We start from the raw sequence: 26,151 nt of genomic DNA on the forward strand, positions 1-26,151 counted from the left end.
CGATAGCGGTGTGGGCTCGATGATGATTGTAGTCGTGGAGGAATGCCTCGTAGGAGGCTTCACGTTCGGTCTCACTGGAGTAGGGCCTGGCGTAGGCCCACTCGACTATCAGGGTCCGATTGAACCTCTCGGCTTTCCCGTTCGTCTGCGGGCGGCGGGGTTTGGTGCGCTTGTGCTTGACCTGCGGGCCCAGCGCGTGCTTGAAGTCCCCGGACCGGTAGCAGGAACCGTTGTCGGTCATCACTGCCGCCACGGTCACGCCGATCCCGTCGAAGAAGGCGTTGGCGCGGTTCCAGAACGCGGCGGCGGTGTGTTTCTTCTCGTCATCGAGGATTTCGGAGTAGACCAGGCGGGAGTGGTCATCGACGGCGTGGTGCAGGTACCGGTACCCGCGTGAGGGCGACGCGCCAGCTCTGGCTGCCTTGTCGCGTGTTGAACCGGCGCGCCGATCCTGTGATGAACCGCGGCCGTGAGCCCGCCAGCCGCCGCCGTCGGGAATCCGGCCCAGTTTCTTGACGTCGACGTGGACCAACTGGCCGGGCCGATCAACTTCGTACCGGTGAGGCTGGGGCCGGCGCACCGGCAGGCCGGTAGCTTGATCGATGCACTCCAGCCTGGGCATTCGGTACCGGGCCAGCACCCGACCCACAGTCGAGCGGGCAATCCCCAGGTGGTAGCCGATGCGGTGCGGGCCCCACCGCTTGTTGAATCGCAGGGAGATGATGCGCCGCTCGGCGCGCAGCGGCAGCCGGGACGGGCACCGATGCGGGCGGCTGGATCGGTCTTCGAATCCGGCCCCTCTTCGGTGGCGGGCCACCCACCGGGACACGGTAGCCGGTGAGACCTGGAACCGTTCGCCAACCCGGCGCTGGGACCAGCCGGCCTCAACGACCAGGGCAACCATCCGGGCTCTACCTTCAGGTGTCAGGGGTGCATTACGGTGAGTCACGGAGACCTCCGAACGTTCGATGAAATGGTTGGTACACCCATCGATATCGGAGGTCTCCTTCTAACTCACGGACCGATCACAACGTGTCGAGGAAGTACACCTAGCGGTCATCGGAGGCGTCCTTTCATGTACGAGGACTCAACTCGTACAACGCGCATTCTTATTTCAGTACACGTACATGTGCCACGTCCCACAGCCGGATGTGCCGCACGACACTGCGTTGGCGCACAGGTCCGCTAGGTTTGTCGCAATGCGACAAACACGACTGATGAGGTTGGTGCGTTCCATCGTCCGCACCACCGGGTCCGCGAGGGAAAGGTGTGAGAAGTGATCGCACTCCTGTGTCCTGGCCAAGGAGCCCAGAAGCCCGGCATGCTCACCCCCTGGGTGCAGACCGAGGCGACTGCGGACCTCCTGGCGGAGTTCAGCACCACCAGCAACGTGGATCTGGCGACGCTGGGGAGCACCGCCGATGCCGAGACCATCAAGGACACCGCGCTCGCGCAACCGCTGATCGTGGCCGCGTCCCTGCTGGCCCTGGATCGGCTCACCCAGGCTCTGGGGCCAGTGGCCCAGTGGGCCGATGCGGTAGCCGGTCACTCGGTCGGGGAGTTCACGGCGGTCGCCGCTGCCGGCGTGCTCGAGCCCGCCGAAGCCGTCCGCCTGGTCGCCACCCGCGGGCGGGCGATGGCCGAGGCCGCTGCCCAGCGGCCCACCGGGATGGCCGCGGTGGTGGGCGGGACGCCCGAGGACGTCAGCACCGCCCTGGCCGGCGCGGGACTCGTGGGAGCCAACATCAATGGCGGTGGGCAGGTCGTGGCAGCCGGCACCACCGAGGCGATCACGAAGTTGCAGCAGAGTCCTCCGGCCGGAGCGCGGGTGATTCCCCTTGCCGTCGCCGGGGCATTCCATACCGAGCACATGGCCGGCGCAACCGCACCGGTCGGCGCCGCCATCGACGGACTCCGGCCCGAGGACCCCGAGATCACGCTGCTGTCCAACGCCGACGGGCAGCCGGTGACCGAGGGACGCGATGCCCTTGCCCGCCTCGTCACACAGATCACCGCCCCGGTGCGGTGGGACCTGTGCCAGGGCTATCTGCGTGAGGCGGGGGTGCGTCTGGTGATCGAGTTGGCCCCCGGCGGTGTCCTCACCGGACTGGCCCGGCGCACGCTTCCCGGCGTGCAGACCGTGGCGATCAAGACCCCCGATGACATCGAGGCCGCCGTGGCCGCGGTGCAGTCCGTCAAGGAGAGTCGATGACCACGATGCTGCAGTCCGCGCCGGTGACCGCCACCCAGATCCTGGCCGTGGGCGGCGCCCGCGGCGACCGGGTGGTTCCGAACGAGGAGATCATCGGTCCGATCAACTCCTCCGACGAGTGGATCCGTCAGCGCACCGGCATCGCCTCGCGCGTCTACGCCAGCAACAGCGTGCTGGACCTGGCCCACGAGGCTGCCGGGGACGTCCTGACCAAAGCGGGGATGAGTGGGGCCGACATCGACACCGTGCTGGTCTCCACCGTGACGCACTTCGAGCAGACCCCGTCCCTGGCCGCCCTGCTGGCCAGCCGGATCGGCGCCGCGCCCGCCCCCGCGTTCGACATCTCCGCGGCCTGCGCCGGGTACTGCTACGGCATCGCCCAGGCCGACGCCCTGGTGCGGGCCGGAACCGCCCGCCACGTGCTGGTGGTGGGAGTGGAGAAGATGAGCGACTTCATCGACCCCACCGACCGAACCATCTCGTTCCTGCTCGGCGACGGGGCGGGCGCAGCGATCGTCGGTCCCTCCGAGGCCGCCAAGATCGGTCCGACGATCTGGGGCAGCGACGGCGGTCAGGCCTCGGCGATCTACCAGACTCACTCCTGGCTGGACTACCGGCGCGCCGAGATGGGCCAGGAGGTCCCCGAAACCGCTGAGACGGCCGAGGAGGTCTCCACCATGGAGAGCCCGACGCTGCGCCAGCAGGGGCCCACCGTGTTCAAGTGGGTGATCTCCACGATGCCCGGAATCGCTCGCCGGGCCGTGGAGGCCGCCGGGCTGGAACTGGCCGACATCGATGTGTTCGTGCCGCATCAGGCCAACATGCGCATCACCGACCAACTGCTGAAGTTGCTGAAATTGCGCGAGGACGTGGTGGTGGGTCGCGACATTGCCGACACCGGCAACACCTCCGCGGCCTCCATCCCGCTGGCCACCGAACGGCTGCTCCGCGAAGGCCGGGCCAGGAGCGGGGACGTCGCTCTGCAGATCGGCTTCGGTGCCGGCCTGGTATACGCCGCCCAGGTCGTGGTTCTACCCTGAGCAGCAGCGGCCGGAGCAACGCCGGGCGCGGGTCCACACCGATCGGTGCGCACTGCACCAGACTTCATCACTGCACAACCAACGTCACACAACCGAGGTAGAAGGAGAAACAATGGCGCACAGCGAAGAGGACATCCTGGCCGGTCTGGCCGAGATCGTGAACGAGGAGACCGGCCTGGACACCGACGCGGTGCAGCCGGACAAGTCCTTCACCGACGACCTCGACATCGACTCGCTGTCCATGATGACGATCGTCACCCTGGCTGAGGAGAAGTTCGAGGTACGCATCCCCGACGAGGAGGTCAAGAACCTGACCACGGTCGGTGACGCGGTCAAGTACATCAGCGCCAACCAGGGCTGACCCCGACCGGGTCGGACCCGGTGCAGGTCCTCCGGGGCCCGATCGGCACCACGCCGACGTCGCACCACCTCCGCCGGGCGCATCGATCCATATGCGCCCGGCGGCAGCACCTCACAGTTCCAGATGAACCACCGGCAGCGTGAAGGGGAGTACCAGTGAGCGAGCAGACCGAGGTCGTCGTCACCGGATTGGGCGCCACCACCCCACTGGGCGGAGACGTACCCAGTACCTGGGAGGCGGCCCTGGCCGGACGATCCGGCGTGCGCACCCTCGAGCAGGACTGGGTCGGCGAACTGGAGTTGCCGGTCACATTCGCCGGCCAACTGGCCGTCCCGGCCCAGGAGGTGCTTCCCCGCCCGCAGATCCGGCGAATGGACCCCAGCGCGCAGTACGCCCTCATTGCGGCGCGGGAGGCATGGGCCGACGCCGGCACCCCCGAAGTGCCCGGAGAGCGGCTTGGTACGGTCATCGCCTCCGGGATCGGTGGGGTGTGGACCCTGCTCAGCGCCTGGGACACCCTGAAGGAGAAGGGTGTGCGCCGGGTGCTGCCGCTGACCGTGCCGATGCTGATGCCCAACTCCCCCGCCGCCTACGTCTCCTTGGAACTGGGCGCCCGGGCCGGCGCGCACACGCCCGTCTCTGCCTGCGCTTCCGGTGCCGAGGCGATCGGTTACGGGCTGAACATGATCCGCACGGGCCGGGCAGACGTCGTCGTCGTCGGTGGCACCGAAGCGGCCATCCACCCGCTGCCGATCGCGGCATTCGCCAAGATGCAGGCCCTCTCCACCCGTAACGACGACCCGGCAGGAGCCTCGCGCCCCTATGACACCGACCGGGACGGCTTCGTGCTCGGTGAGGGCGCCGGGGTGCTCGTGCTGGAGAGCGCCGAGCACGCCCGCGCCCGGGGGGCCAAGGTGTATGCGCGCATCGCCGGGGTCGGCATGACGGCCGATGCCTATGACATCGCTCCGCCCGACCCCACCGGCGCCGGGCAGGCACGCGCCACCGAACTCGGCCTGGCCGACGCCGATGTCCAAGCCGCCCAGGTGGTCCACGTCAACGCCCACGCCACCTCCACCCCAGCCGGGGACGGCGTCGAGGCCGCTGCCATCCGCCGCGTGCTTGGCGATCACACCGACCATGTCGCCGTCTCCGGCACCAAGTCCATGACCGGGCACCTGCTCGGTGGCGCCGGCGCACTGGAGTCGATATTCACGATCCTGGCGGTCAAGCACCGGCAGGCACCGCCGACGATCAACATCAACGAAGTCGATCCCGCGATTGACATCGATGTGGTGCGCGACCACCCCCGCGGCCTTCCCGCCGGTGACATCGCGGCGCTGAACAACGCCTTCGGCTTCGGCGGCCACAACGTCACCCTTGTGGTCACTTCGGTCTGAGCGCGGCCCCTGGTCAGCCGACCCGGTGCAGCCAGCGCACCGGCACACCGGCGCCGGCATAGCGGAACGGCTCGAGTTCGTCGTCCCAGGCCTGCCCCAGCGCCAGATCCAGTTCCCGCCGGAGCGTCAAGGGATCGCCGATGTGAGCCACAGCAGCCCGGATCCGGTCCTCGGGGACCACCACGTTGCCGTGCACATCCGTCTGGGCATGGAAGATGCCCAGATCGGGGGTGTGGCTCCAGCGGGCGCCGTCGGAGCCCCGGGAAGCCTCCTCGGTGACCTCATAGCGCAGGTGGGTCCACCCACGCAGCGCTGAGGCCAGCCGCGCTCCACTGCCGGCCGGACCGGTCCACGACAACTCGGCCCGCAGCAGACCCGGTGCCGCGGGCTGCTCGGTCCAGTTGAACGTGGCTCGGATATCCAGCACCGACCCGGCGGCCCACTCGATATGCGGGCACAATGCGCGCGGCGCAGAGTGCACGAAAAGGACACCGCGGGTGTTGACACCTGACATGTTGGTCCCTCCATCCGGTCGAGATACGTCTTCCCCAACGCTCTCGGAACCTTCCGGTTGAACCCGCATCGCGGCTTCGTGGTTCCCATCATGCCCCATCCGCACCGCTTTGTGCACCTTTGGGGCGTTTCGATCCCCGCTGAAGTCCTACTGCAGCCGTCAGGAGATGCGGCTGCGCACCTGGCGCATCGCCTCCTTACGCACCTCCGGGTCCAGGCGCTGCAGGAAGATCATGCCCCGCAGATGGTCCACCTCGTGCTGCAGGGCGCGTGCCATCAGCCCCTCACCCTCCAGGATCACCTCATTGCCCTCCAGATCCACCCCACGCACCTTCGCGTAAGCGGCTCTGGTCGTCGGGAAGTACAGTCCGGGAACGGACAGGCAGCCCTCGTCCCCGTGCTGGGTCTGGGTGGAGGTCTCGACCAGTTCGGGATTGAGAACGTACCCGACCTCACCGTCGATGTGCCAGGAGAAGGCTTGCAGCCCCACCCCGATCTGGTTCGCGGCCACGCCGGCGCGGTCGTCGCTGTGCACGGTGTCCAGCAGGTCCTGGACCAGCCCGCGCACCCGCTCGTCCATGACCTTGATCGGATCACACGGGCTGCGCAGCACGGGGTCGGGATAGATGCGGATCGTGCGTCTCATCGTGTCGTCCTTATTCGTGCACCCGCCGGGCCCGGCGTGATGCCGTGCCCGGCGGGATGCTGCGTGTTGGGCGAACCCCGACGTGCGATACCCCCCGGTTGCTGCTCGGTCGGAGTGGGTCAGTAGCCCCACAGGTAGGGCACGGCCTCACCGGTGAAGTCGAACAGTTCCTCCCAGACGATGTAACTGCCGTCGCTGGGCACGTCGAGGATGATCGTTCCGGTGTAGGTCTCGTTGGCCGACATCTCCGACTCGATCATGTCCGGGTTGTCGCACAGCAGGCCCATGAACGGGTTCACTTCGTCCATGGTGTTCTGATCGGAGTCGGCGACGCCGAAGTTGATCGGCGAGAAGTCGTAGGGTTCGTCGAGATCGTAGGTGGTGACCTCCACGGCGAACTCGATGTACCCATCGAGTTCGGGCTCTGTGCAGAAGAACGCGCCGGACTCCGCTTCCCACTCCTCCACGCTCAGCACCGCCAGGGTCACCTCCGGGTCGGACTCGGTGCCCTGGATCACCGCGGCCTCACCCAGTTCCAGGACCATGGCTTCGCCATCGTCGGGGCCGACGGGACCGTTGTCGTCGGTGGGGTCATCGGTTGGTTCGTCGGTTGGTTCGTCAGTGGGTTCCTCGGTCGGCTCCTCGGTTTCGTCCGGATCCTCGGTCGGCTCCTCCGTGGGGTCGGGAGCGGAGGTGGTGGGGATCTCCTCCGGGTCGTCATCACCGCCGAACAAGGCGATCCCGCCCCAGATCAGCAGACCGAGCACCAGGACGCCCGCAACGATGGCCGCGATGAGGATCCCGGTGTTGCTCTTATTACCCTCCCCCGGCGCGCCCTGCCCTGGTGCTGCGCCACCGGCGTATCCCCCCTGCGGGCCCCCCGGGTAGCCGCCCTGCGTCGCTGGGTAGCCACCCTGCTGGTAGTCGGGCTGTCCCTGCCCCTGGGAGGGCTGGCCCGACCGCAGGAATCCGGTGTCGTAAGGCGACTCCGCCGGCTGGTCCAGATGGCCGCTCGGCTGGTACTGGTACGAGGCAGTCGCCCCGGCACCCGCGGCACCAGCCGGCGGCTGCTGCCCGCCATAGTCCGGCTGCCCGGAGTAGGGCGGGACACCTGCTCCGGCACCGGAGGCGGCTCCGAAGGCCTGCGTCGAACCTTGGTCACCGAACGCCTGTGTCGGTGCGTCCGAGCCGGTGTGCGACTCGGGTACGCCGGGTTGAGAGGTCTCCTCTGCCGCCGCTCCAGCCGCGGGTGCGGTGGCGCCGGGATCGGGCAACCAGAACTCCCAACCCTCAGGTGCCGGTGGCCAGGAGGGGTCGGGCTGCCAGCCCGGTGGTGGGCTCCAGCCTTCCGGGGGCGGTGGCCAGCCAGGTGGAGAGTTGTAGCGGTAGCCCACTGGGCGCTCCTCGTTCATGTGGATGATCGGCGCCGTTTCCCCTAGCGCCCGCCTACCGGGCCCATCCTACGGGGAACGGGGGCAATAGCAGGGCGTTCCCGAGGCGATCTCAATGACCCGGTTGTTGCCCGGGCAGACCGTGGACCCGGGTGTTCTCCCTGTAATGGTGCGAGGGTGGCAAACGCGACGGCCGGGGATGCCGGCCGGATTCGCACCATCCGCTACTTCCTCGCCCACGACCTCCGGGCCGCATTCCTGGAACGCAGAAACCCCCGCCAGGTTGCACCCAGCGGAGGTTATGGGCTCCCTCGGTTGGACTCGAACCAACAACCGTCCGATTAACAGTCGGATGCTCTGCCTATTGAGCTACGAGGGATCGTATTGGCCCAGACGACTTTAGCACCGTTCGCCCGGTGCTCGCCGCCTCGGATACGTGGGCCCGGACACATCGATGGGGTCCCGGTCACCCGCGGCTACTGGGGCAGACCCACCTGAGCGCGCACCCGGCCCTCCATCGCCCGGACCCGTTGATCCAGGTCCTCACCGCGGCGCACCCGACCGCTGACGCTGACCTGGGAGAACAACTGCCCTTGCGCGTCACGACGGATCGCGCCGCGCAACGTTCCCCCACCTGGTAGCCGCTCGACCTCGGCGTGCACGAGGGAGGCCTCCACCTCGCCGCGCAGGATATCGGTCAGTTCACGGTCATCGTGGACCAACTGCAACTCCACCGGTTCGTGGCCATCCACCCAGGTCAGTTGGATCCGGTTGCCGTCGCTGCTCCATTCCCCGCGGTCCACGGTGTGCCAGGCCCGCTCGAAGTCCCCCGAGCCTGTCCCGATCACGACAACAGCCGCTGGGGTGAGCACCAGCCAGCCACCCTCACGCAGCTGCGCAGCGGCCAGCACCTCACCACGGACCAGCCCGGCCATCTCAGCGGGAAGTCTGGTCTTCTTCCCTCGCCCGAACCTCATGAGCCGACCGTACCCGGCTCTCGCGCGCAATGCACCGGACCGCCTCTGGCGACGATAGGCTGGGTGACCGCGCCCCAGTAGCTCAGCTGGTCAGAGCAGCGGACTCATAATCCGTCGGTCGTGGGTTCAAGCCCCACCTGGGGCACCATCCAGGCTCGCCGTCACGCCCGGCACCCCGTCCGAACCCGCCCGAACCAACCGATTGGACGGTTCCGGCGCACCCACGCTGTGCCGCCTCGCCCGAACCAACCGATTGGACGATTCCAGCGCACCCACGCTGTGCCGCCTCGCCCGAACCAACCGATTGGACGGTTCCGGCGGCAGGGTGCGGGTCAGGCGCGCAGGACGGGCTCGTGGTTCGCCAGGGCCTCGGCCAGGCCCGCCACGCCGTCGGCGCCGGTGGGCACCGAGGCCGAGGAACCGGTCAGGTCACCACCCAGCGGCTCGGCCCGACCACCCAGATGCTCGGCCAGGAACCCCTCGGCGATGGCGTTGAACGCCTTGTCGTTCTCCGGCCGCGCGAACCCGTGGCCTTCGTCGGGGAAGAGCACGTAGGTGACCGGAATGCCCTTGGCGGACATCGACTCCACGATCTGGTCGCTCTCGGCCTGCTTCACCCGTGGGTCATTCGCGCCCTGTCCGATCAGCAGCGGCCGCACGATGTTGTCCACATGGGTCAGCGGGGACCGCTCATCAAGGAGCGCCTTGCCCTCCTCGGTGCGGGGGTCCCCGACCCGGCGGGCGAGTTGTTCGAAGAACGCCGCCCAGTACGGCGGGACCGTCTCGATCAGCGTGTTCAGATTCGATGGGCCCACGATGTCCACGCCGCACGCAAAGGTGGTCGGGGTCATCGTCAGCCCGGCCAGGGTGGCGTAGCCCCCGTAGGAGCCGCCCATGATGCCGACGGTGTCCTGCGCGGTGATCCCCTGCCGGACAGCCCAGTCCACGGCGTCGAGCAGGTCCTCGTGCATCGCCGCACCCCACTGCCCGTCAGCGATGTTGATGAACTCCTTACCGAAACCGGTCGAGCCACGGTAGTTGACCTGCAGCACCGCGTACCCGCGGTTGGCCAACCACTGGACGTACCCGTCGTATCCATAGGCATCACGGGACCAGGGTCCTCCGTGCACGAACAGCACCATCGGGGCCGGACCGGTCGCGGCGGCGAGCTGACCGGCCCGGGATGCGCCGTCGTCGGCCGCGCGGTGCGCGGGCAGGGTCAGGTAGGAGACCAGGGTGTGCCCGTCCCTGGCCGTGATCTCCACCGGGTGCATCGGCACCAATGGGGCGCCCTCCAGCGCCGGGCGCCCGGAGAACAAGCGGGTCAGGCGGCGCTGGGGGCGGTCGTAGCGGTAGTAGGTCAGTGGTTCGGTCGCCGAGGAGTACGCCGCGATCCACACGTCGTCGGTCAGGGTGCGGGAGGTGACCGAGATCTCCCCCGGCCCGATTCCGGCGAGGACGTCGAGGTCCGGGCCGACCTCGGGGTCGACCACCGTCCACTCCTCGCGCAGGTAATTCACCGCCACCGCCTGGATCCGGCCCGTGATCGGATGCGCGAGCGCGCCGGCGATGTCGGTGCGCTCATCGGCGTGCACCAGCGATCGGGCACCAGAGGCCAGGTCCAGGGCGTACAAGCCGGAGGTGTTGCGGCCCCGGGAGTCCACCAGGTACAGGGTGGTCCCATCGGCCGTCAGCCCGGCGGCGTAGGTGCTCATCGCGTCCTCGAACGGCACGTCCTCGGCGACCTGCCAGTCCTCCCCATCGCGAGCCAGGATGTCCATGCCGCCGTCCGGGCGGGTACGCATCGCATAACGCACCACATAGTCGTGATCGGCCAGGAACCCGGCGAACCCCTCGGTGTTGCGCACCAGTAACTCCCGGTCCCCGCCGGCCAGTTCCACCCGGTACAGGTCGTGCCACCGGGCGTCCCGGTCGTTGATGCCCACCAGGATCGCCCCCGGGATCCGGTCGCTGACCCCGCTCACCTGCGCCGTGACCCCCGGGAACGGCGTCAGGTCGGTGGCCTCACCGGTGCGCACGTCCACCCGGTGCAGGTGGAAGTCCTCATCGCCGCCGTCGTCGCGCAGGTACACCAGCGTGTGCGGCTGGTAGGTCCAGAAGTACTGGCGGATCCCGCGGGTGTCATCACGGGTGATGGCCTCGGCGGCGCTCAGGTCATCGGCGGGGGCCACCCAGATGTTCAGCACACCGTTCAGCGGAGCCAGCCAGGAGAGGTAGCGCCCGTCCGGGCTGATCTGCACGCCGGCCCGTTCGGGATTACCGAACAGGGCGTCGCGGGAGATGAGGTCGACGGCGTCTATGGTGATGTCGGTCATCGGGCCATTCTGCCAGCGGACGACGGCGAAGGTCACCGGGTGCCCCGGCCCACCTTTGCGCGGCGGTGCTGTGGTGCTCAGCCCTGAGTCTCCAGAGCCCGGCGAGCGTTCTCCAACTCGACCAGATCGGCGAACTGCTGGGCGTAGGAGGGGTCCTCCGGGGCGGTGCGCTGCAGGGCTCCGCGGGCCTCGGCGATGCGGCGGGTCATCCCCATCCGCAACAGCGCCACCACCACGCCCCTGGCGTAGGAGGCCAGCGCTCCGGGGCGGTCCTCCGGCAGCGGGGACACCGCCAACTCGGTCACGAGTCCGTCCACCGGGGGCCCACTGGCCTCGCGCAGCCGCTCCGCCCACGCCGCAGCGGCCCGCGCTTCGCCGTCGGCGCCTCCTCCGGCCTCGGCGGCTACCTGGACGTACTCGGCCAGCCCGCCACTGGCCCGGATCGCGTCGTGGACCGCCCGGTGGGCCGGCACCACGAACGTGTCCGGCGACAGGTCGTCGAAGCCCAGGTCGGTGATGTGCTGGGGCAACTGCAGCACCACCTCCAGTACCTGCCGCTCCAGGCGGGCCACCGGGTCGGTGCTGGGCGCTGACCGGGTGCCCGTGCGCTGGGCGGCCTCGGGGTCCAGGCCCGGGCGTTGGCGCTGCCGCTGCGGGTCGCGCTCGGCCGGTGTGCCACCCCCGTCACCGCCGGCACCCTGCCGCTGGGACTGGGTCACCGCCCGGCGCACCGAGGTCTCCTCCATCCCGAGCCAGCCCGCCAACGAACGCGCGTACTCCGAACGCAGGGCAAGGTCCCGGATCCGCGCCACCACCGGGGCTGCGGCCCGCAACGCCTGCACCCGGCCCTCGGCGGTGCTCAGATCCAGCCGCCGCAGCACCGACCGGATCGCGAACTCGAACAAGGGCTCACGCTCGGCCACCAGGTCCCGCACCGCGGCCTCACCCCGCTCCAGGCGCAGGTCGCACGGGTCCATGCCCTCCGGGCTGATCGCCACGAACGTCTGGGAGGCGAACCGCTGGTCCTCACCGAAGGCTCGCAGCGCTGCCTTCTGGCCGGCCTCGTCGCCGTCGAAGGTGAAGATCACCTCTCCCCCACGTGATCCTGTGGCCAGCATCAACCCGGCCGCGGCATCGGCGGTGTCGCCGAGCATCCGACGCACCACGCGGATGTGATCGACGCCGAACGCGGTGCCGCAGGTGGCCACCGCGGTGCCGATGCCCGCCAGGTGCATCGCCATCACGTCGGTGTAGCCCTCCACCACGACTACCTGACGCCGGGTGGCGATAGCCTTCTTCGCCAGGTCGATACCGTAGAGCACGTGGTTCTTCTTGTACAAAGGTGTCTCGGGGGTGTTCAGGTACTTCGGCCCGGGGTCGTCGTCGTAGAGCTTGCGGGCGCCGAACCCCACCGTGGCGCCGGTGGTGTCCCGGATCGGCCAGATGAGCCGGCCCCGGAACCGGTCGTAACTGCCACGCTGCCCGGCCGAGACCACCCCGGATGCGGTCAACTCAGCCTCGATGAATCCGCGTTGACGCAGGTGGCGGGACAGGTTGTCCCACCCCTTAGGGGCATACCCCACGCCGAACTGTGCCGCAGCAGCCTGGTCGAAGCCGCGCTCGGCCAGGAACCGTCGCGCGGTCGCCGCCTCGGGTGAGCCGAGCTGCTCGGCGTAGAACTGCTCAGTGGTGCGGTTCACCTCCAGCAGCCGCTGGCGCCTGCCGGGCTCCTCCCGCGGGCGGCGCGGACCGCCGTCGTCCTCATAGTGCAGCTCCACCCCGGTGACCGAGGCGAGGTGCTCCACCGCCTCGCCGAAGGGAAGGTGGTTGATCCTCTGCACGAAGGAGATCACGTCACCGCCCTCGTCACAGCCGAAGCAGTGCCACAGTCCCAACTGCGGGCGCACATGGAAGGACGGGGTGCGTTCGTCGTGGAAGGGACACAACCCCTTCATCGACCCGACCCCGGCGCTCTTCAGGGTGACGTGAGCGCCGACGATCTCCTCGATCCGGGCCTTCTCACGAACGGACGCGATGTCCTCACGTCTGATCAGGCCGGCCATGAGCCCGAGTCTAGGCGCTGGCGACCGGCACCACGGGCGAGACGATCACCGGCCGACCGAGGTCCCGGCGCCCCGCTCACCGGGTGCGGGTCACGGGCGGCTGTTCGACTCGCACAGGCGCGCGTGCCACTCCAGGGCGGAGACGTCGGTGAGGGAGGCCACCTGATCCACGACCGCGCGCAACCGCCCTGCGTCGTCGTCGGCTTCCCGGTAGTCGGCGAGGAACGGTGGCTCCAGGGTCGCCTCGGGGCGGCTCGAGCACTCCTGCACCAGGTCGGTGACGATCTGGCGTTGACGCCCGTACAACGGTTCGTCCTCACGCGGGGCCATCACGAACATCGCCGCGATCCCTTTCAGCACCGTGATCTCGGCGAGGACCTGGTCGGGCACCACCACGTCGGCGTCGTAGCGCACCAGGTTGCCCTGGCCGAAGGTGGCCCGGGTGGCCCGCGCCGCCGCCACCGCGAACCGCCCGATCAGTTGCGAGGTCATGTCCTTCAGTCGGGCCAGGCCCCGCCGGGTCCCGTCGAACGTCTCCACCCAGTACGGCATCGCCGACAGCGATTCGATCGCGGCATAGAGGTCATCGGCGCTGGTGGCCCGGCCGTACCAGGCGTGGATCTGGTCGATCAGGCGCTCCCGCATTCCCTCCTGGCGCAACTGGGCCAGGTCGTGCCGGCCGTTCACCACCGCGTCCTCCACGTCGTGCACGGAGTAGGAGATGTCGTCGGCCAGGTCCATCACCTGGGCTTCGATGCAACGGCGCCCGGGCGGGGACTCCCCCCGCATCCAGGCGAACACCTCGGCGTCATCGGCGTAGGCACCGAACTTTCGGGTGGGTTCACCCGACTCGCCCACCGGTCCCTCGCCGGCGAACCAGGGGTACTTGGTGGAGGCATCCAGGCTCGCTCGGGTCAGGTTCAACCCCACCGCGCGCCCATCCCGCGTGAACGTCTTGGGCTCCAGGCGGGTCAGTAGTCGCAGCGTCTGGGCGTTGCCCTCGAAACCCCCGATATCGGCAGCAACCTCGTGCAGGGCGTTCTCCCCGTTGTGCCCGAACGGTGGGTGCCCCAGGTCGTGCGAGAGGCAAGCGGCGTCGACCACGTCCGGGTCGCAGCCCAGGTTGTAGGCCAGTTCCCGGCCCACCTGGGCGACCTCGAGGGTGTGGGTCAGGCGAGTGCGGACGAAGTCGTCGGTGCCCGGCCCCAGCACCTGGGTCTTGGCACCGAGGCGTCGCAGCGCCGAGGAGTGCACGATCCGGGCGCGGTCCCGCTCGAAGTCCGAGCGGTGCGCCGACTTGGGTGCCTCGGCGTACCACCGCTCATGGTCATACAGCCGGTACCGGCCAACGGGCAGATCGAACACGCCATCACCCTACGCCGTGCATCCCGGCCCGGCTTCGCTGGGCAGGCTCAGAGAATTGCTTGCAGGAAGGTCTTGGTGCGCTCGTGATCGGGGTTGGTGAAGATCTTGTCCGGGTGGCCCTCCTCCACGACCTTGCCGCCGTCGAACATCATCACCCGCTGGGACACATCGCGGGCGAACTGCATCTCGTGGGTCACGATGAGCATCGAGATATCGGTGTTGTCGGCGATCTCACGCAGCACCGCGAGCACGTCGCCCACCAGTTCGGGGTCGAGCGCCGAGGTGACCTCGTCCAGCAGCAGGATCTCGGGGTTCATCGCCAGGGCACGCGCGATCGCCACCCGCTGTTGCTGCCCACCGGAGAGTTGCAAGGGGTGCGCCTCGGCCCGGTGCTTGAGCCCCACCTGGTCCAACAGGCCGTAAGCCTGATCGATGGCCTCATCCTTGGACTTGCCGAGCACGTGCACCGGCGCCTCGATGATGTTGTCGATGACCCGCATGTTCGGGAACAGGTTGAACTGCTGGAAGACCATGCCGATTCGGCGCCGGATCTTGGAAATATCCTTGGGTCGACGCTCCACCCGGCGGCCGTTGCGCTCCTCATGGGTCAGCGGGTCACCATCGATGTAGATGTACCCCCCGGTCAGGTGCTCCAAGGTCATCACCAGGCGCAGGATGGTGGTCTTGCCCGAGCCGCTGGGACCGATGAGCGTCACGCGCTCGCCCTTGGCCACGTCGAAGTTCAGATCGCTGAGCACGGTGGTGTCACCGAACTTCTTGACCACGTCCTCGAATCTGATCATGGGGTCGTTAGTACGCAAGTCGCTTCTCCAGTCTGCGCATGAGGATGGCCGTGGGATAACTCGCCGCCAGGAAGATCAGGCCGGCGATGGTCAGGGGTTCGACGTACCGGAAGGTGGTCCCACCGATGTTCCGTGCCACGGTGACCATCTCCGGGGCCGCGATGAAGATCAGGAACGGTGTGTCCTTGAACATCGCGATCGCCCAGTTACCCAGGGACGGGATGGTCGCCCGGATCGCCTGGGGCATGATGACCGCGCGCCAGGTACGGCTCTGCGGCAACGACAAGGCCGTCGCACCCTCCCACTGCCCCTTGGGCACCGATTCGATCCCGGAGCGGTAGGATTCGGCCATGTAGGTGGAGTAGTGGATGCCGATGACGATGATCCCGACCTGCATCGCCGACAGCGTGGACACCGTCAGGTACAGGAACAGCAACTGCGCCGGCAGTGGGGTCATCCGGATGAAATCCAGGATCCAACTCAGGATCTTGGCAGGTATGTAGGGAAGGCTGCGCAGGGCGATCGCCCAGATGAGACCGAGCACCGCAGCGGCGAGCGAACCGACCACCGTCACGACCAGGGTCACCCGGACGAAGGCCTCCAGGAGCGGGGGGAGCACATCCAGCGCGAACTGGGTGTTCCAGATCATGCCGCTCCCCCTCCAGCCAACGCCTTATCGGTGCGCGGCTTCTTGCTCTCCTTCAGGCCGAGCTTGCGCTGGGCACGCAGTTCCATCCACCGCAGCACCGCCGAACAGGCCAACGAGATCAGGAAGTAGATCACCAGGCTCAGGCCGAATGCGGTGGCGGTATCCATGGTGCGGCGCACCTGCTGGGTGATGAACAACAGGTCCTGCAGGAAGATGAACCCGGCCAGGGACGAGCCCTTGATGAGCATGATCAGCAGGTTGTTGAACCCGGGGAGCATCAGTGCCCAGGCCTGCGGCCAGATGACCCGGCGCATCTTGTTCCACCAGGACATCGACAGCGCGGTGGTGGTCTCCCACTGACCCTTGGGAACGGCGTTGAGCGAGCCGCGCACCACCTCGGAACCGTAGGCCCCGTAGTTCAGGCCCAGGGCGATGATCCCGGTGGTCAGGGAGGCCCATTCGAACCCGAGCATCGGCAGGACGAAGAACAGGAAGAACATCTGCACAACCAGCGAGGTCCCGCGGAAGAACTCCACGATGATCCGCACCAGAGTGCGCACGGTGATGAACCTGGCGTTCGCCGCGACGCCCAGCAGACAGGCAACGAAGAACGCCACGACGGCGCCGCCCAGGGAGAGCTGCAGTGTGACAACTGTGCCCTCCCAGAGGCGCGGCGCCGCCGAGGCGAACGAATCAAGAAAGTCTTGCACCGATCATTCCTCGACGGTGGGCAGATCACCCTCGCAGAGCATCTCAGTGCTGACTTCATCGGTGGGCCGCTCGGCCTCGGTGAAGCCGAACGGGCCAAGTACACGCTCGAACTCCGCCGGGTCGCCGATGATCTCCGCGGCAGCCTCGTTGTAGGCATCCAGCAGATCGGTGTCCGCGTCACGGAACACCGTCGCGCCGGCACCCACCTGGATCTCACCGTCGACCACGGCCTCGAACGCCTCGGTCACCTCGACCGGCTGGTCGGGGTTGTTCTCGGCCATGGCGCGCAGCGAGATGCCGGTGAGGGCGTAGACGTCGGCGCGTCCGGAGACCACCGCGTCCATCCCGTCCTGCGGGGTGTTCACCGTCATCAGGTCGATGCCCAGGGCTTGGGCGTAGGACTCCTCGACCGCACCGTTCATCGCGGCGAAGGTGACCCCGGCTTCCTCGACGTCCTGCATGTCGTGCAGATCGTTCGGGTTGCCCTCAGGCACCATGAACGCCGTGGTGTACATGATCTCGGGGTTGGAGAACGAGGCCTGCTCACACCGCTCGGGCAGGATCGACATACCGGCGGAGATCGCATCGAAGCGGCCTGCGTTCAGGCCGGGGATGAGGGCGTCCCAGTCCACCTCGGTGCCATCGACCGTCTCGATGCCCATCGCAGCGAAGACCTCGCGGTGCAGCGCGATCGTGGCACCGGTGAGCTCTCCGCTGTCGTCGGTGTAACTGTAGGGCTCCTCGCCGGCGAACCCGACGGAGATCGAGCCGGCTTCCTGCAACTCCGCCAGCGTGCCGCCATCGCCGTTCGCGTCGCCGTTCTCGTCGCCGTTGCCCTCGTCCTCCTGACCGGGGACCGGGGGCGGATCGTCGAGCCCGTCACCATTGCCGTTGCCGCAAGCCGCCAAGGCCAGCGTGGCCGCGGCCGCAGTGGCAGTGAGCGCCATCATTCGGCGCGAATTGTTCCTCATCGTGCTCCTCTCGATGTGGTGCCTGCCTGCCCAACGCACCCAGACGTGCGAAGCGGAGCCGGCGACACCGACTTGTCAGAACCGCAGCCCACCGTATGAGCCACCCAGCGGTGGCACAAACGGTGTGATTCGGCGCCGGCACGCCGGCTTCCACCCCTCGGCCGATGTGGCCGGAGGCGCATTCTGGTGCGGCATAGAGCGGTCACGCTCATCGCCACTGATGTGCAGGACATTGCTTGAGAGTACCTCAAAACCGTTACGGGGTTGAAACATATGAGCGGGAAACTTGAGGACGGGTTGACCTTTGGCTAGTGCAGGCTGGGACGCTCATTGCCCAGAACTTGGGTAGGTCATTGAGTGGCATTGGTAGCGTCCATCGTCGGTGGCCGATCGACCGGACGTGCATCGCGGGCGGCCGCCGGTCCGCCGGGGTGGCGCGGGGCGCGGCCTCGATGGTCTACTTAGGTAATGCTTGCCTTACAAAAGACGGCTGGAACAACCGCACGCGGCATCCAGGAGATCATCACCCGCGACGACCGGCCGGCGTACCGGCCCTTCGACGCCGAGGTGACGAACGTACGCACGCTCGGACCGCATTTCCGCCGGGTGACGTTCACCGGTGCGCAGATGGGTTGGTTCGGCACCTACGGCCAGGACCAGCGGATCAAGATTCTGTTCCCGCTGGCCGATGGTCACCTGACCGACGTCGGGGCCGACGATGCAGGGATCGCCATGGCCGGGACCTGGTACGAACGCTGGCGCGAGGCGCCCCGGGAGCGGCGCAGTCCGCTGCGCACCTACACCGTCCGGGCGGTCCGCCCCGACGTGGCCGAGATCGATGTGGACATGGTGATTCACGGCCACGCCGGACCGGCTTCGCGCTGGCTGCAGCGGGCGGGGCGAGGCGACAGCGTCGTCGTCGTCGGTCCCGACGCCCGCTCCAGCCAGTATGCGGCCGGAGCGGACTGGGCCCCAGGGACTGCCACCGAGCTGCTGCTCGCCGGGGACGAGACCGCCGCTCCGGCGATCTGTTCGATCGTGGAGGATCTGGGGGCGGACAAGCGCGCCCGCGCTTTCATCGAAGTGCCCGAGCAAGGGGACATCCTGGACGTCGACCACGGTCCGCACGCGCAGATCACCTGGCTCGGTCGCGACGGGGCCGAGCACGGCGAGTACCTCATCCCGGCAGTGCGTTCCTGGGTCGCCGCACACGCGGCGGTCGTCGACGATGCTCGTGCCGTGGTCGGCCAGGCACTGGAGGACGTCGACGTCGACAGTGAACTACTCTGGGACTCCCCCGTGCTCCAGGTCCAACCGGTCGACTCCTGCGGGCGCGGTCAGCGCTGCGGCTCGGACTTCTACGCCTGGTTCGCCGGCGAGGCCGGGATGATCAAGACGCTACGTCGGATGCTCGTTTCCGAGGCAGGGGTATGCCGGCGCCGGGTGGCGTTCATGGGCTACTGGCGTCAGGGACGCAGCGAGCCCCAGTGAGGGCACGCTGAGCGCGCGGCTCCGGCACCAGCCATGACCAGGACCCAGACCGGGGCGCCCACCCACGCGCCCGCAACCGCAGTCCCTACCCGCCGCCGTCTCCTCGGCCTGGGCGTTGCTGTCGTGCTGTTGCTCGTCGTGTGTGCCGCGAGCCTGGCGCTGGGTGCCCGGGAGGTGGCGCTGGGAACCGTATGGGAGGCACTGCTGGACCCGGTAGCCGGTGCGGCCGACCACGCGGTGGTGCTGGACCAGAGGCTGCCCCGCACCTTCGTCGGACTGCTGGTCGGGGCCGCGCTGGGGCTGGCCGGCACCGTGATGCAGGGCATCACCCGCAACCCGCTGGCCGATCCCGGTCTGCTGGGTGTCAACGCTGGGGCCTCGCTATCCGTGGTGCTGGCCATCACCCTGTTCGGGATCACCAGCCCTTCTGGCTACCTCTGGTTCGCCTTCGCCGGTGCGGCAACGGCGACCGTGGTGGTCTATGGCATCGGCGCCCTGGGGCCCCAGGGCGCCACCCCGGTCACCCTGGCGCTGGCCGGGGTGGCCCTGACCGCCGGCATCACCTCGATCCTGACCCTGCTGCTGCTGTCCTCTACCACCGCCACCAACACCTACCGCTTCTGGGCGGTGGGATCGCTGGCCGGACGCGGCAGCGGCACCGGAGGCGACATCATCACCACCCTGGCACCGTTCCTGGCCATGGGTGCAGTTCTGGCCCTGACGTGCGGGCGGTGGCTGAACCTGCTCTCGATGGGTGATGACCTTGCCCGCGGCCTCGGTTTGCACATCGCGCGCGCGCGGGCACTGGCCGTGCTGGGGGTGGTGCTGCTGGCCGGCGGCGCCACGGCGCTGGCCGGACCGATCGTGTTCGTGGGGCTGGTGGTACCACACCTGATCCGCCCGTTCACGGGCCCGGACTACCGCTGGATCCTCCTCTACGCCCTACTGGTGGGCCCTGCGCTCCTGCTGGCGTCCGACGTGCTCGGGCGCCTGATTGCCGGGCCCGGGGAACTCGAGGCCGGGCTGGTGGTCGCCCTCGTGGGGGCTCCGGTGATGGTGGCCATCGTCCGCCGCGCCCGGTTGGCCGGATTGTGACCGCGCCTGCGGCGCCGGCCGCCACCCCGGACCCGCCGGCTCCCCCCGCCCCAGCCGGCACGGTGCTGGCCGGTGTGCGCCGGGCCCGTCGTCGGCGCACCCTGATCGTGACCGCGACCCTGGCCGCCCTCGTCCTGACCCTTGCCTGGGCCAGCCTGACCTGGGGCGGTCACACCGGTACGGTGCTGGACTACCTCGCCACCTCCGTCGGTGCCGGGAGCGGGGACTCCTCCTTCCTGATCGGACGGCTACGGCTGCCCCGGGTGGTGCTGGCGGTGCTGGTCGGCGTGGCGTTCGGTCTGGCCGGGGCGCTCTTCCAGTCCGTCCTGGGCAACCCGCTGGCCAGTCCGGACATCCTCGGGATCTCCGGCGGTGCGAGCCTGGCCGCGGCCTATGCGATCATGGCGCTGGGTCTGACCGGAGCAGCGGTGGGTCTGTTCGCCTTCGGCGGTGCCGCAACGGTGGCGGCCGCGATCTACCTGCTCGCCTGGCGTGGCGGGGTGACCGGGTTCCGATTCGTGCTGATCGGTGTCGGTTTCGCCTTCGCCATCAACTCCGGCATCGGGTACCTGCTCACCCGCGCCGAGGTCGCCGACGTTCGCACCGCACTGGTCTGGATGGTCGGCAGCATCGGCACTCCCCGCTGGAACGACATCGCGGTGCTGGCGGTAATGGTGGGCGCCCTGCTGCCGCTTGTGGGTCTAGCGGCGAGAGGTCTGCAGGCACTGCAACTCGGCGATGAAATGGCGGGCGGGCTCGGGGTACGCGTGGAGCCGGCACGTCTGCTCGTGCTGGTGGTGGGTGTGGGTTTGGCCGCCAGTGCCACCGCATTCGCCGGTCCGGTGGCCTTCGTGGCGTTCGTCTCGGCTCCGATCGCGCGCCGGCTGCTACCCTCCGGTGGCCTCGCACTGGGGGCGGCAGCGCTGGTAGGGGCCACCGTCGTACTCGGTGGTGAGTTCACTGCCACCCACCTGATCGGTTCCCTCGAGGCACCCGTCGGGATAGTCACCGGCGCCGTCGGCGCCCCGTACCTGCTGTGGCTGCTGGCCACCGAAGACGCCGGAGAGCGGAGCGCATGAGCACGACCGAGCACAAGCGCGGCCATGACCTGCGCGCGAATGCGCTGAGCCTTGCTTACGACAGCCGCCGGGTGATCACCGATCTGGACCTGACAATTCCCCGGGGCGCGATCACCGCGATCGTCGGCGCCAACGGCTGCGGCAAGTCCACGCTGCTACGCGGACTTGCCCGACTGCTGCGCCCGGTGTCCGGTGCGGTCACCCTGGACGGAAGGACCCTGCACGACCTGCCCTCCCGCCTGGTCGCGCGGACGATCGGAATCCTGCCGCAGAACCCCACGGCCCCGGAGGGCATCGTGGTGGCCGACCTCGTCGCCCGGGGCCGCCATCCGCACCAGGGATGGTTCGGGCAGCCGAACGCGGCCGACGACGACGTGGTCACCGCTGCACTGGAAGCCACCGGGACGCAGGGGCTGGCCGGGCGCCGTGTGGATGAGCTGTCCGGCGGGCAGCGCCAGCGCGTCTGGATCGCCATGACGCTGGCTCAGGATCCCGACATCCTGCTACTGGATGAACCCACCACATTCCTCGACGTCACCCACCAACTGGAGGTGCTCGACCTGCTGGCGGCAGTGAACCGGGAACGAGGCGGCACGGTGGTCATGGTGTTGCACGACCTGAACCTGGCCGCCCGATACGCCGAGAACCTGGTGGTGATGCGGGCAGGGCGGGTGCACACGATCGGCAGCCCGGACCAGGTACTCACCGCCGAGGTGGTCGCCGATGCGTTCGGGTTGCGTGCCCGGGTCGTGCCGGACCCGGTCTGCGGCACCCCGATGGTGGTCCCGATCGGGCGAGTCCATCGGTGAGCGTTGCCGGCTTGTCACCGCCGCACATCTAACATTAGGTTAGGCTCACCTAACTTTCGATGAATGTGGAGATCTCGTGGTCCGACACTCGTTCCTGGCCGTTCTCGCTGCTGGCGCCCTCGCCCTGTCCGCCTGCGGCTCCTCCGCCGGCACCGGCGACGGAGCGGGCGGAGCCGCCGACGCCCCGGGCTCCGACGAGAGCGACGGCCCCGGGGCGCCGGTCAGCATTGACCACGCCTTTGGTAACACCGAGATTCCAGCCGGGGTGGGCGATGTGGTCACCCTGGGCTGGGGGTCCACCGAGGCCGCGCTCGCACTAGGGGTGGTCCCGGTAGGTATTGAGGCCCAGACCTACGCCGTGGACGACAACGGCCTGCTGCCCTGGGTGAACGAGGAACTCGCGCACCTCGGCGCCGAGCCCGCGATCGTGCCCGCGAACGTGGAGGAACCGGCGTATGAGGACATTGCTGCGCTCAGCCCCGATCTGATCCTGGCTCCCTATTCGGGCCTCACCGATGAGCAGTACCAGATCCTGTCCGAGATTGCCCCGACCGTGGCCTACCCGGACCAGCCCTGGACCACCCCATGGCGCGAGGTGATCGAGATCGTCGGCGCCTCCCTGTCCATGCCGGGCGAGGCCGCAGATCTGGTGACCGAACTGGACGGCACGTTAACCGAGGTCACCCGGGAGCACCCGGAGTTGCAGGGCCTGACCGTGGCAGCGGTATGGGACGTCGGCGGCACCTTCTACGTGTACAAGCCGGCTGACTCCCGGGTGGACTTCCTGCTCGACCTCGGACTGACCAGCGCACCGTCGGTGGAAGAACTGGACGGTGGCGGGGAGTCGTTCGTCTACGCACTGTCCTATGAGAACACCGACGCGATCGACGCCGACATCCTCGTGAACTACGCCTCCACCGAGGAGGAGGTGCAGACGTTCCTGGACCAGTCCTACGCCCAAGTCATCCCGGCGGTCCAGCGCGGCGCCGTCGCCCACATCACCGGTGACCAGTTGATCGCGGCGATGTCCCCGCCCACGGCCCTGTCCCTGACCTGGGGGTTGGAGGAGTACGTGGACTCCATCAGCGCTGCCGCGGCGAACGCCCAATAGCCCAGCACCCGCTCCCGGTGGCACGAGGTCGCAACCCAGATTGGCATGACCGCCTGCCACGGGCGAGACTGGGCCGATGGTCACCGCTTCGCACGTCGCCGCTGCCACGACCACGACCCTCGTGCACCGGGCCGACCAGGCCCCGGGATGGTGGCGCGACGCCGTCATCTACCAGATCTACCCCCGTTCCTTCGCCGACTCCGACGGCGACGGCGTCGGGGACCTGCCGGGGATCACCGGCAGGCTGGACCACCTGGCCCGCCTCGGCGTGGACGCGGTGTGGCTGTCACCCTTCTACCCCTCCCCCCAGCACGACGGCGGCTACGACGTGGCCGACTACCGGTCGGTGCACCCCCAACTCGGCACGCTGTCGGACATGGACGCCCTCATCGCCCGCGCCGACCAGTTGGGCCTGCGAGTGATCGTGGACCTGGTGCCCAACCACACCTCGGACGCCCACCCCTGGTTCGCCGAGGCGCTGGCGGCACCGCCGGGTTCACCGGAGCGAGACCGGTACATCTTCCGCGACGGCACCGGACCCGATGGGGCCGAGCCCCCGAACAACTGGGGCAGCGTGTTCGGCGGACCCGGCTGGACGCGCATCACCGAGGCCGACGGAAGTCCGGGGCAGTGGTACCTGCACCTGTTCGACTCCCACCAACCGGACTTGAACTGGGAGCACGAGGAGGTCCGCGGCGAGTTCATCGACGTGCTGCGGTTCTGGCTGGACCGTGGTGTGGCCGGGTTCCGGGTGGATGTGGCCCACGGTCTGATCAAAGATCAGTCATTCCCGGAGTGGGATGGCCACCGCACGATGATCAGTGCCGAGGAGAGCGCCGAGCATGCCGGCAAGCAGGCTCCGATGTGGGACCAGCCGCGCGTGCACGAGATTTACCGCACCTGGCGCGAGGTGCTGGCCGAGTACGGTCCGGAGCGAGTGCTGATAGCCGAGGCCTGGGTCGAGGATGATCGCGCCCTGGCCCGGTATGTCCGCCCCGATGAGATGCACCAGGCGTTCAACTTCCAGTTCCTCATCACCCCCTGGCGGGCCGGGGCGTTGCGGCAGAGCATCCAGACCTCGTTGCTCGAACTCGACGCCGTCGGAGCACCCTGCACCTGGGTTCTCTCCAATCATGACGTGGTCCGTGCCGCCAGCCGGCTCGGGTTGCCCATCACCGGCAAGGGTCCCAATGGGATCGGCGCGGGCGACCCACAGCCCGATGGCGAACTCGGTCTGCGGCGCGCACGGGCCGGGCTGCTGCTGATGCTGGCGCTGCCGGGCTCGGCCTACCTCTACCAGGGCGAGGAGTTCGGCCTTCCCGAGCACACCGATCTGCCCGACGAGATGCGCCAGGACCCCACCTTCGCGCGTACCGATGGGCAGGTCGCGGGCCGGGACGGGTGCCGGATCCCGCTGCCCTGGCGCTCCGACGCTCCCGGGTACGGCTTCTCCCCCACCGGCGCCACCTGGCTGCCCCAGCCCGACTCCTTCGCCGCGTTGGCTGCCGATACGCAGAAGGGCGACCCGTCCTCGACCTATGAACTGGTGCGCGCCGCACTCCGGATCCGTCGTGACTGGCGATTGGGCTCGGGGTCGCTGGCCTGGGTGGATGGTCTGCCGGTGAACGAACGTGACCTGCTGGTCTTCACCAACCGCGAGGTGGTGGTCCTGGTGAATCTGGGCGAGCGGGCCGTTCCGCTCCCCGCGGACCTGGAGGTCCTGCTCGCTTCGGGCGGAGGCGACGACGTGGACCACGTGGGCCCGGACGAGGCGGTCTGGGCGGTCATCCCCCGGCCGGCGGACGACGACGGGCAGCACTGAGGCGCACCGCGAGCCAGCACGCACCCGGGCGGGCGAGCACGGAGGGGCTCAGCCGCCGGAGACGCCCAGTTCGGCCTGTTCCAGCAGGACTCGCAGTTCCTCATCCAGGTCCCGGGAGTCCAGCCACCCCTGCGGCAGGTGCGGGACCTTCGGGGTCCCGGCGCGCCCGCGCGGCCCCTCAGCCCCGGCACCGGGATAGGGCTGGTCCAGGTCCAGCGCAGCGAGCCGGTCGTCCAGTTCGGCGAGAGAGGACACAAGTCCGAACGCGGCCCGCACCGGCCCTCCCACCACAAACCCCTTGAGGTACCACGCCATGTGCTTGCGCAGTTCCCGCAGGGCCTTACCCTCATCACCGAAGTGCGTCACCATCAACTCGGCGTGCTCCCGGATCGTCTTGGCCACCTGGGCCAGACCGGGGCGGCGCCGCACCGATGAGCCGGCGAAGGCCGCCACCAGGTCGGTGAACAGCCACGGCCGGCCCTGGCAGCCGCGCCCGACCACGATCCCGTCGCAGCCGGTGTGGGCCACCATCGCCAAGGCGTCCTGTGCGGACCAGATGTCGCCGTTGCCCAGCACCGGGATGTCGGTCACGGCCTGCTTGAGTGCACCGATCGCGTCCCAGTTGGCGGTGCCGGAGTAGTGGTCGGCGGCGGTGCGCCCGTGCAGTGCCACCGCGGCCACACCGGCGTCCTGGGCGCGCAGCCCGGCATCGAGGTAGGTCAGGTGCTCGGCGTCGATGCCCATCCGCATCTTCACCGTGACCGGCACATCGCTACCCTCGGTGGCGCGCACGGCGGCCGTGACGATCGCCCCGAAGAGTTCGGATTTCCACGGCAGCACCGCCCCGCCGCCCTTGCGGGTCACCTTGGGAACCGGACAGCCGAAGTTCAGGTCGATGTGATCGGCAAGGTCCTCCTCGACCAGCATCCGCGTCGCCACGCCCACGGTGGCCGGATCCACCCCGTAGAGCTGGACACTGCGCACCGCCTCACCGGCGTCGTGGGAGATGATGCGCATCGACTCGGGAGTGCGCTCCACCAGTGCCCGGGACGTGAGCATCTCGGCCACGTACAGCCCGGCCGGTGCCGGCCCCGGCAGTGCGGCACCCTCGGGGATTCCGGCAGCGCCGGCACGGCGGCACAGCGCGCGGAAGGGCGCATTGGTCACACCGGCCATCGGTGCCAGCACCACCGGGCTGCCCACGGTGATGGAGCCGATCTGCAAGGGATTCACGTGGGTATTCTCGCATCCAGGCCAGGCGGTGCCCACGGTGATGCCCGCCACGGTCCGCCCAGCCGGATCACCT

General features: G+C 68.8%; 23 protein-coding genes and 2 tRNA genes. 11 read left to right on the plus strand and 14 right to left on the minus strand.

Going from position 1 to position 26,151, the window contains the following annotated elements:
* Window positions 1-949 (minus strand): IS481 family transposase (locus ACO0LU_RS13415; protein WP_424791224.1); only part of this gene is annotated, 949 nt, incomplete at its 3' end.
* 327 nt (window positions 950-1,276) lie between these two features.
* On the opposite strand from ACO0LU_RS13415, the gene ACO0LU_RS13420 reads away from it, so the two are divergent.
* The 4 genes from ACO0LU_RS13420 (at window position 1,277) to ACO0LU_RS13435 (ending at window position 5,013) form a co-directional block, all read left to right on the plus strand.
* Complete coding sequence (locus tag ACO0LU_RS13420) at window positions 1,277-2,212, plus strand: ACP S-malonyltransferase (RefSeq protein ID WP_424791857.1); 936 nt, start codon at window positions 1,277-1,279, stop codon at window positions 2,210-2,212.
* Window positions 2,209-3,252 carry a beta-ketoacyl-ACP synthase III gene (locus tag ACO0LU_RS13425; RefSeq protein WP_424791858.1) on the plus strand — a complete coding sequence of 348 codons (1,044 nt, stop codon included), beginning with the start codon at window positions 2,209-2,211 and terminating at the stop codon, window positions 3,250-3,252. Before ACO0LU_RS13420 ends, ACO0LU_RS13425 begins: the two co-directional genes overlap by 4 nt.
* A gap of 112 nt (window positions 3,253-3,364) precedes the next feature.
* Complete coding sequence (locus tag ACO0LU_RS13430) at window positions 3,365-3,613, plus strand: acyl carrier protein (protein ID WP_424786141.1); 249 nt, start codon at window positions 3,365-3,367, stop codon at window positions 3,611-3,613.
* 155 nt (window positions 3,614-3,768) lie between these two features.
* The gene (locus ACO0LU_RS13435) at window positions 3,769-5,013 is read left to right on the plus strand and encodes a beta-ketoacyl-[acyl-carrier-protein] synthase family protein (protein WP_424791859.1); all 1,245 of its coding nucleotides are present in this window, start codon (window positions 3,769-3,771) and stop codon (window positions 5,011-5,013) included.
* 13 nt (window positions 5,014-5,026) lie between these two features.
* Here ACO0LU_RS13435 and ACO0LU_RS13440 read toward each other — a convergent pair whose 3' ends face one another.
* The 5 genes from ACO0LU_RS13440 to ACO0LU_RS13460 all read right to left on the minus strand — a co-directional run bounded on the left by ACO0LU_RS13440 (window position 5,027) and on the right by ACO0LU_RS13460 (window position 8,540).
* Window positions 5,027-5,527: a DUF3145 domain-containing protein gene (locus ACO0LU_RS13440; protein WP_424786143.1), complete on the minus strand. Its 501-nt coding sequence runs from the start codon at window positions 5,525-5,527 to the stop codon at window positions 5,027-5,029.
* Between the two features lie 159 nt (window positions 5,528-5,686).
* A complete protein-coding gene (gene def / locus ACO0LU_RS13445) occupies window positions 5,687-6,172 on the minus strand; it encodes a peptide deformylase (RefSeq protein ID WP_424791860.1) in 486 nt (161 codons plus the stop codon).
* Between the two features lie 119 nt (window positions 6,173-6,291).
* Window positions 6,292-7,584 (minus strand): hypothetical protein, encoded by a 1,293-nt coding sequence (locus ACO0LU_RS13450; RefSeq protein ID WP_424791861.1) that lies wholly within the window; start codon window positions 7,582-7,584, stop codon window positions 6,292-6,294.
* Window positions 7,585-7,869: 285 nt separating this feature from the next.
* Window positions 7,870-7,942, minus strand: a tRNA-Asn gene (locus ACO0LU_RS13455).
* A 97-nt stretch (window positions 7,943-8,039) separates the two neighbouring features.
* Window positions 8,040-8,540 carry a hypothetical protein gene (locus ACO0LU_RS13460; RefSeq protein WP_424791862.1) on the minus strand — a complete coding sequence of 167 codons (501 nt, stop codon included), beginning with the start codon at window positions 8,538-8,540 and terminating at the stop codon, window positions 8,040-8,042.
* A gap of 71 nt (window positions 8,541-8,611) precedes the next feature.
* On the opposite strand from ACO0LU_RS13460, the gene ACO0LU_RS13465 reads away from it, so the two are divergent.
* Window positions 8,612-8,688 (plus strand) — tRNA-Ile (locus ACO0LU_RS13465).
* Between the two features lie 184 nt (window positions 8,689-8,872).
* Here ACO0LU_RS13465 and ACO0LU_RS13470 read toward each other — a convergent pair.
* The 7 genes from ACO0LU_RS13470 to ACO0LU_RS13500 all read right to left on the minus strand — a co-directional run bounded on the left by ACO0LU_RS13470 (window position 8,873) and on the right by ACO0LU_RS13500 (window position 17,438).
* Entirely contained in the window at window positions 8,873-10,876 is a 2,004-nt protein-coding gene (locus ACO0LU_RS13470) for an alpha/beta fold hydrolase (protein ID WP_424791863.1), read from the minus strand.
* Between the two features lie 77 nt (window positions 10,877-10,953).
* Window positions 10,954-12,939 (minus strand): DNA primase, encoded by a 1,986-nt coding sequence (gene dnaG, locus ACO0LU_RS13475; protein ID WP_424791864.1) that lies wholly within the window; start codon window positions 12,937-12,939, stop codon window positions 10,954-10,956.
* 90 nt (window positions 12,940-13,029) lie between these two features.
* Window positions 13,030-14,304: a deoxyguanosinetriphosphate triphosphohydrolase gene (locus ACO0LU_RS13480; protein WP_424791865.1), complete on the minus strand. Its 1,275-nt coding sequence runs from the start codon at window positions 14,302-14,304 to the stop codon at window positions 13,030-13,032.
* A 47-nt stretch (window positions 14,305-14,351) separates the two neighbouring features.
* The gene (ehuA, locus tag ACO0LU_RS13485) at window positions 14,352-15,107 is read right to left on the minus strand and encodes an ectoine/hydroxyectoine ABC transporter ATP-binding protein EhuA (RefSeq protein WP_424791866.1); all 756 of its coding nucleotides are present in this window, start codon (window positions 15,105-15,107) and stop codon (window positions 14,352-14,354) included.
* A 7-nt stretch (window positions 15,108-15,114) separates the two neighbouring features.
* Entirely contained in the window at window positions 15,115-15,756 is a 642-nt protein-coding gene (gene ehuD / locus ACO0LU_RS13490) for an ectoine/hydroxyectoine ABC transporter permease subunit EhuD (protein WP_424786170.1), read from the minus strand.
* Window positions 15,753-16,466: an amino acid ABC transporter permease gene (locus ACO0LU_RS13495; protein ID WP_424791867.1), complete on the minus strand. Its 714-nt coding sequence runs from the start codon at window positions 16,464-16,466 to the stop codon at window positions 15,753-15,755. The genes ehuD and ACO0LU_RS13495 overlap by 4 nt, the downstream gene beginning before the upstream one ends.
* A gap of 3 nt (window positions 16,467-16,469) precedes the next feature.
* Entirely contained in the window at window positions 16,470-17,438 is a 969-nt protein-coding gene (locus ACO0LU_RS13500; RefSeq protein WP_424791868.1) for a transporter substrate-binding domain-containing protein, read from the minus strand.
* 468 nt (window positions 17,439-17,906) lie between these two features.
* Here ACO0LU_RS13500 and ACO0LU_RS13505 point away from each other — a divergent pair, with 468 nt between their 5' ends.
* The 6 genes from ACO0LU_RS13505 (at window position 17,907) to ACO0LU_RS13530 (ending at window position 24,845) form a co-directional block, all read left to right on the plus strand.
* Window positions 17,907-18,929 carry a siderophore-interacting protein gene (locus ACO0LU_RS13505; protein WP_424791869.1) on the plus strand — a complete coding sequence of 341 codons (1,023 nt, stop codon included), beginning with the start codon at window positions 17,907-17,909 and terminating at the stop codon, window positions 18,927-18,929.
* Window positions 18,930-18,962: 33 nt separating this feature from the next.
* Window positions 18,963-20,024: a FecCD family ABC transporter permease gene (locus ACO0LU_RS13510; protein ID WP_424791870.1), complete on the plus strand. Its 1,062-nt coding sequence runs from the start codon at window positions 18,963-18,965 to the stop codon at window positions 20,022-20,024.
* Entirely contained in the window at window positions 20,021-21,103 is a 1,083-nt protein-coding gene (locus tag ACO0LU_RS13515) for a FecCD family ABC transporter permease (protein WP_424791871.1), read from the plus strand. Before ACO0LU_RS13510 ends, ACO0LU_RS13515 begins: the two co-directional genes overlap by 4 nt.
* Window positions 21,100-21,912 (plus strand): ABC transporter ATP-binding protein, encoded by an 813-nt coding sequence (locus ACO0LU_RS13520; protein WP_424791872.1) that lies wholly within the window; start codon window positions 21,100-21,102, stop codon window positions 21,910-21,912. Before ACO0LU_RS13515 ends, ACO0LU_RS13520 begins: the two co-directional genes overlap by 4 nt.
* 76 nt (window positions 21,913-21,988) lie before the next feature.
* Window positions 21,989-23,023 carry an ABC transporter substrate-binding protein gene (locus ACO0LU_RS13525; protein WP_424791873.1) on the plus strand — a complete coding sequence of 345 codons (1,035 nt, stop codon included), beginning with the start codon at window positions 21,989-21,991 and terminating at the stop codon, window positions 23,021-23,023.
* A 76-nt stretch (window positions 23,024-23,099) separates the two neighbouring features.
* On the plus strand, window positions 23,100-24,845 hold the full coding sequence (locus ACO0LU_RS13530; protein ID WP_424791874.1) for a glycoside hydrolase family 13 protein: 1,746 nt from the start codon (window positions 23,100-23,102) through the stop codon (window positions 24,843-24,845).
* A gap of 48 nt (window positions 24,846-24,893) precedes the next feature.
* On the opposite strand, the gene dusB is transcribed toward ACO0LU_RS13530, so the two are convergent.
* Window positions 24,894-26,120, minus strand: coding sequence for a tRNA dihydrouridine synthase DusB (gene dusB / locus ACO0LU_RS13535; RefSeq protein ID WP_424792116.1), 1,227 nt, complete (start codon window positions 26,118-26,120; stop codon window positions 24,894-24,896).
* Window positions 26,121-26,151: the final 31 nt, after the last annotated feature.

It is taken from the genome of Pseudactinotalea sp. Z1748, assembly GCF_049725185.1.
Classification (GTDB): domain Bacteria; phylum Actinomycetota; class Actinomycetes; order Actinomycetales; family Beutenbergiaceae; genus CALKWS01.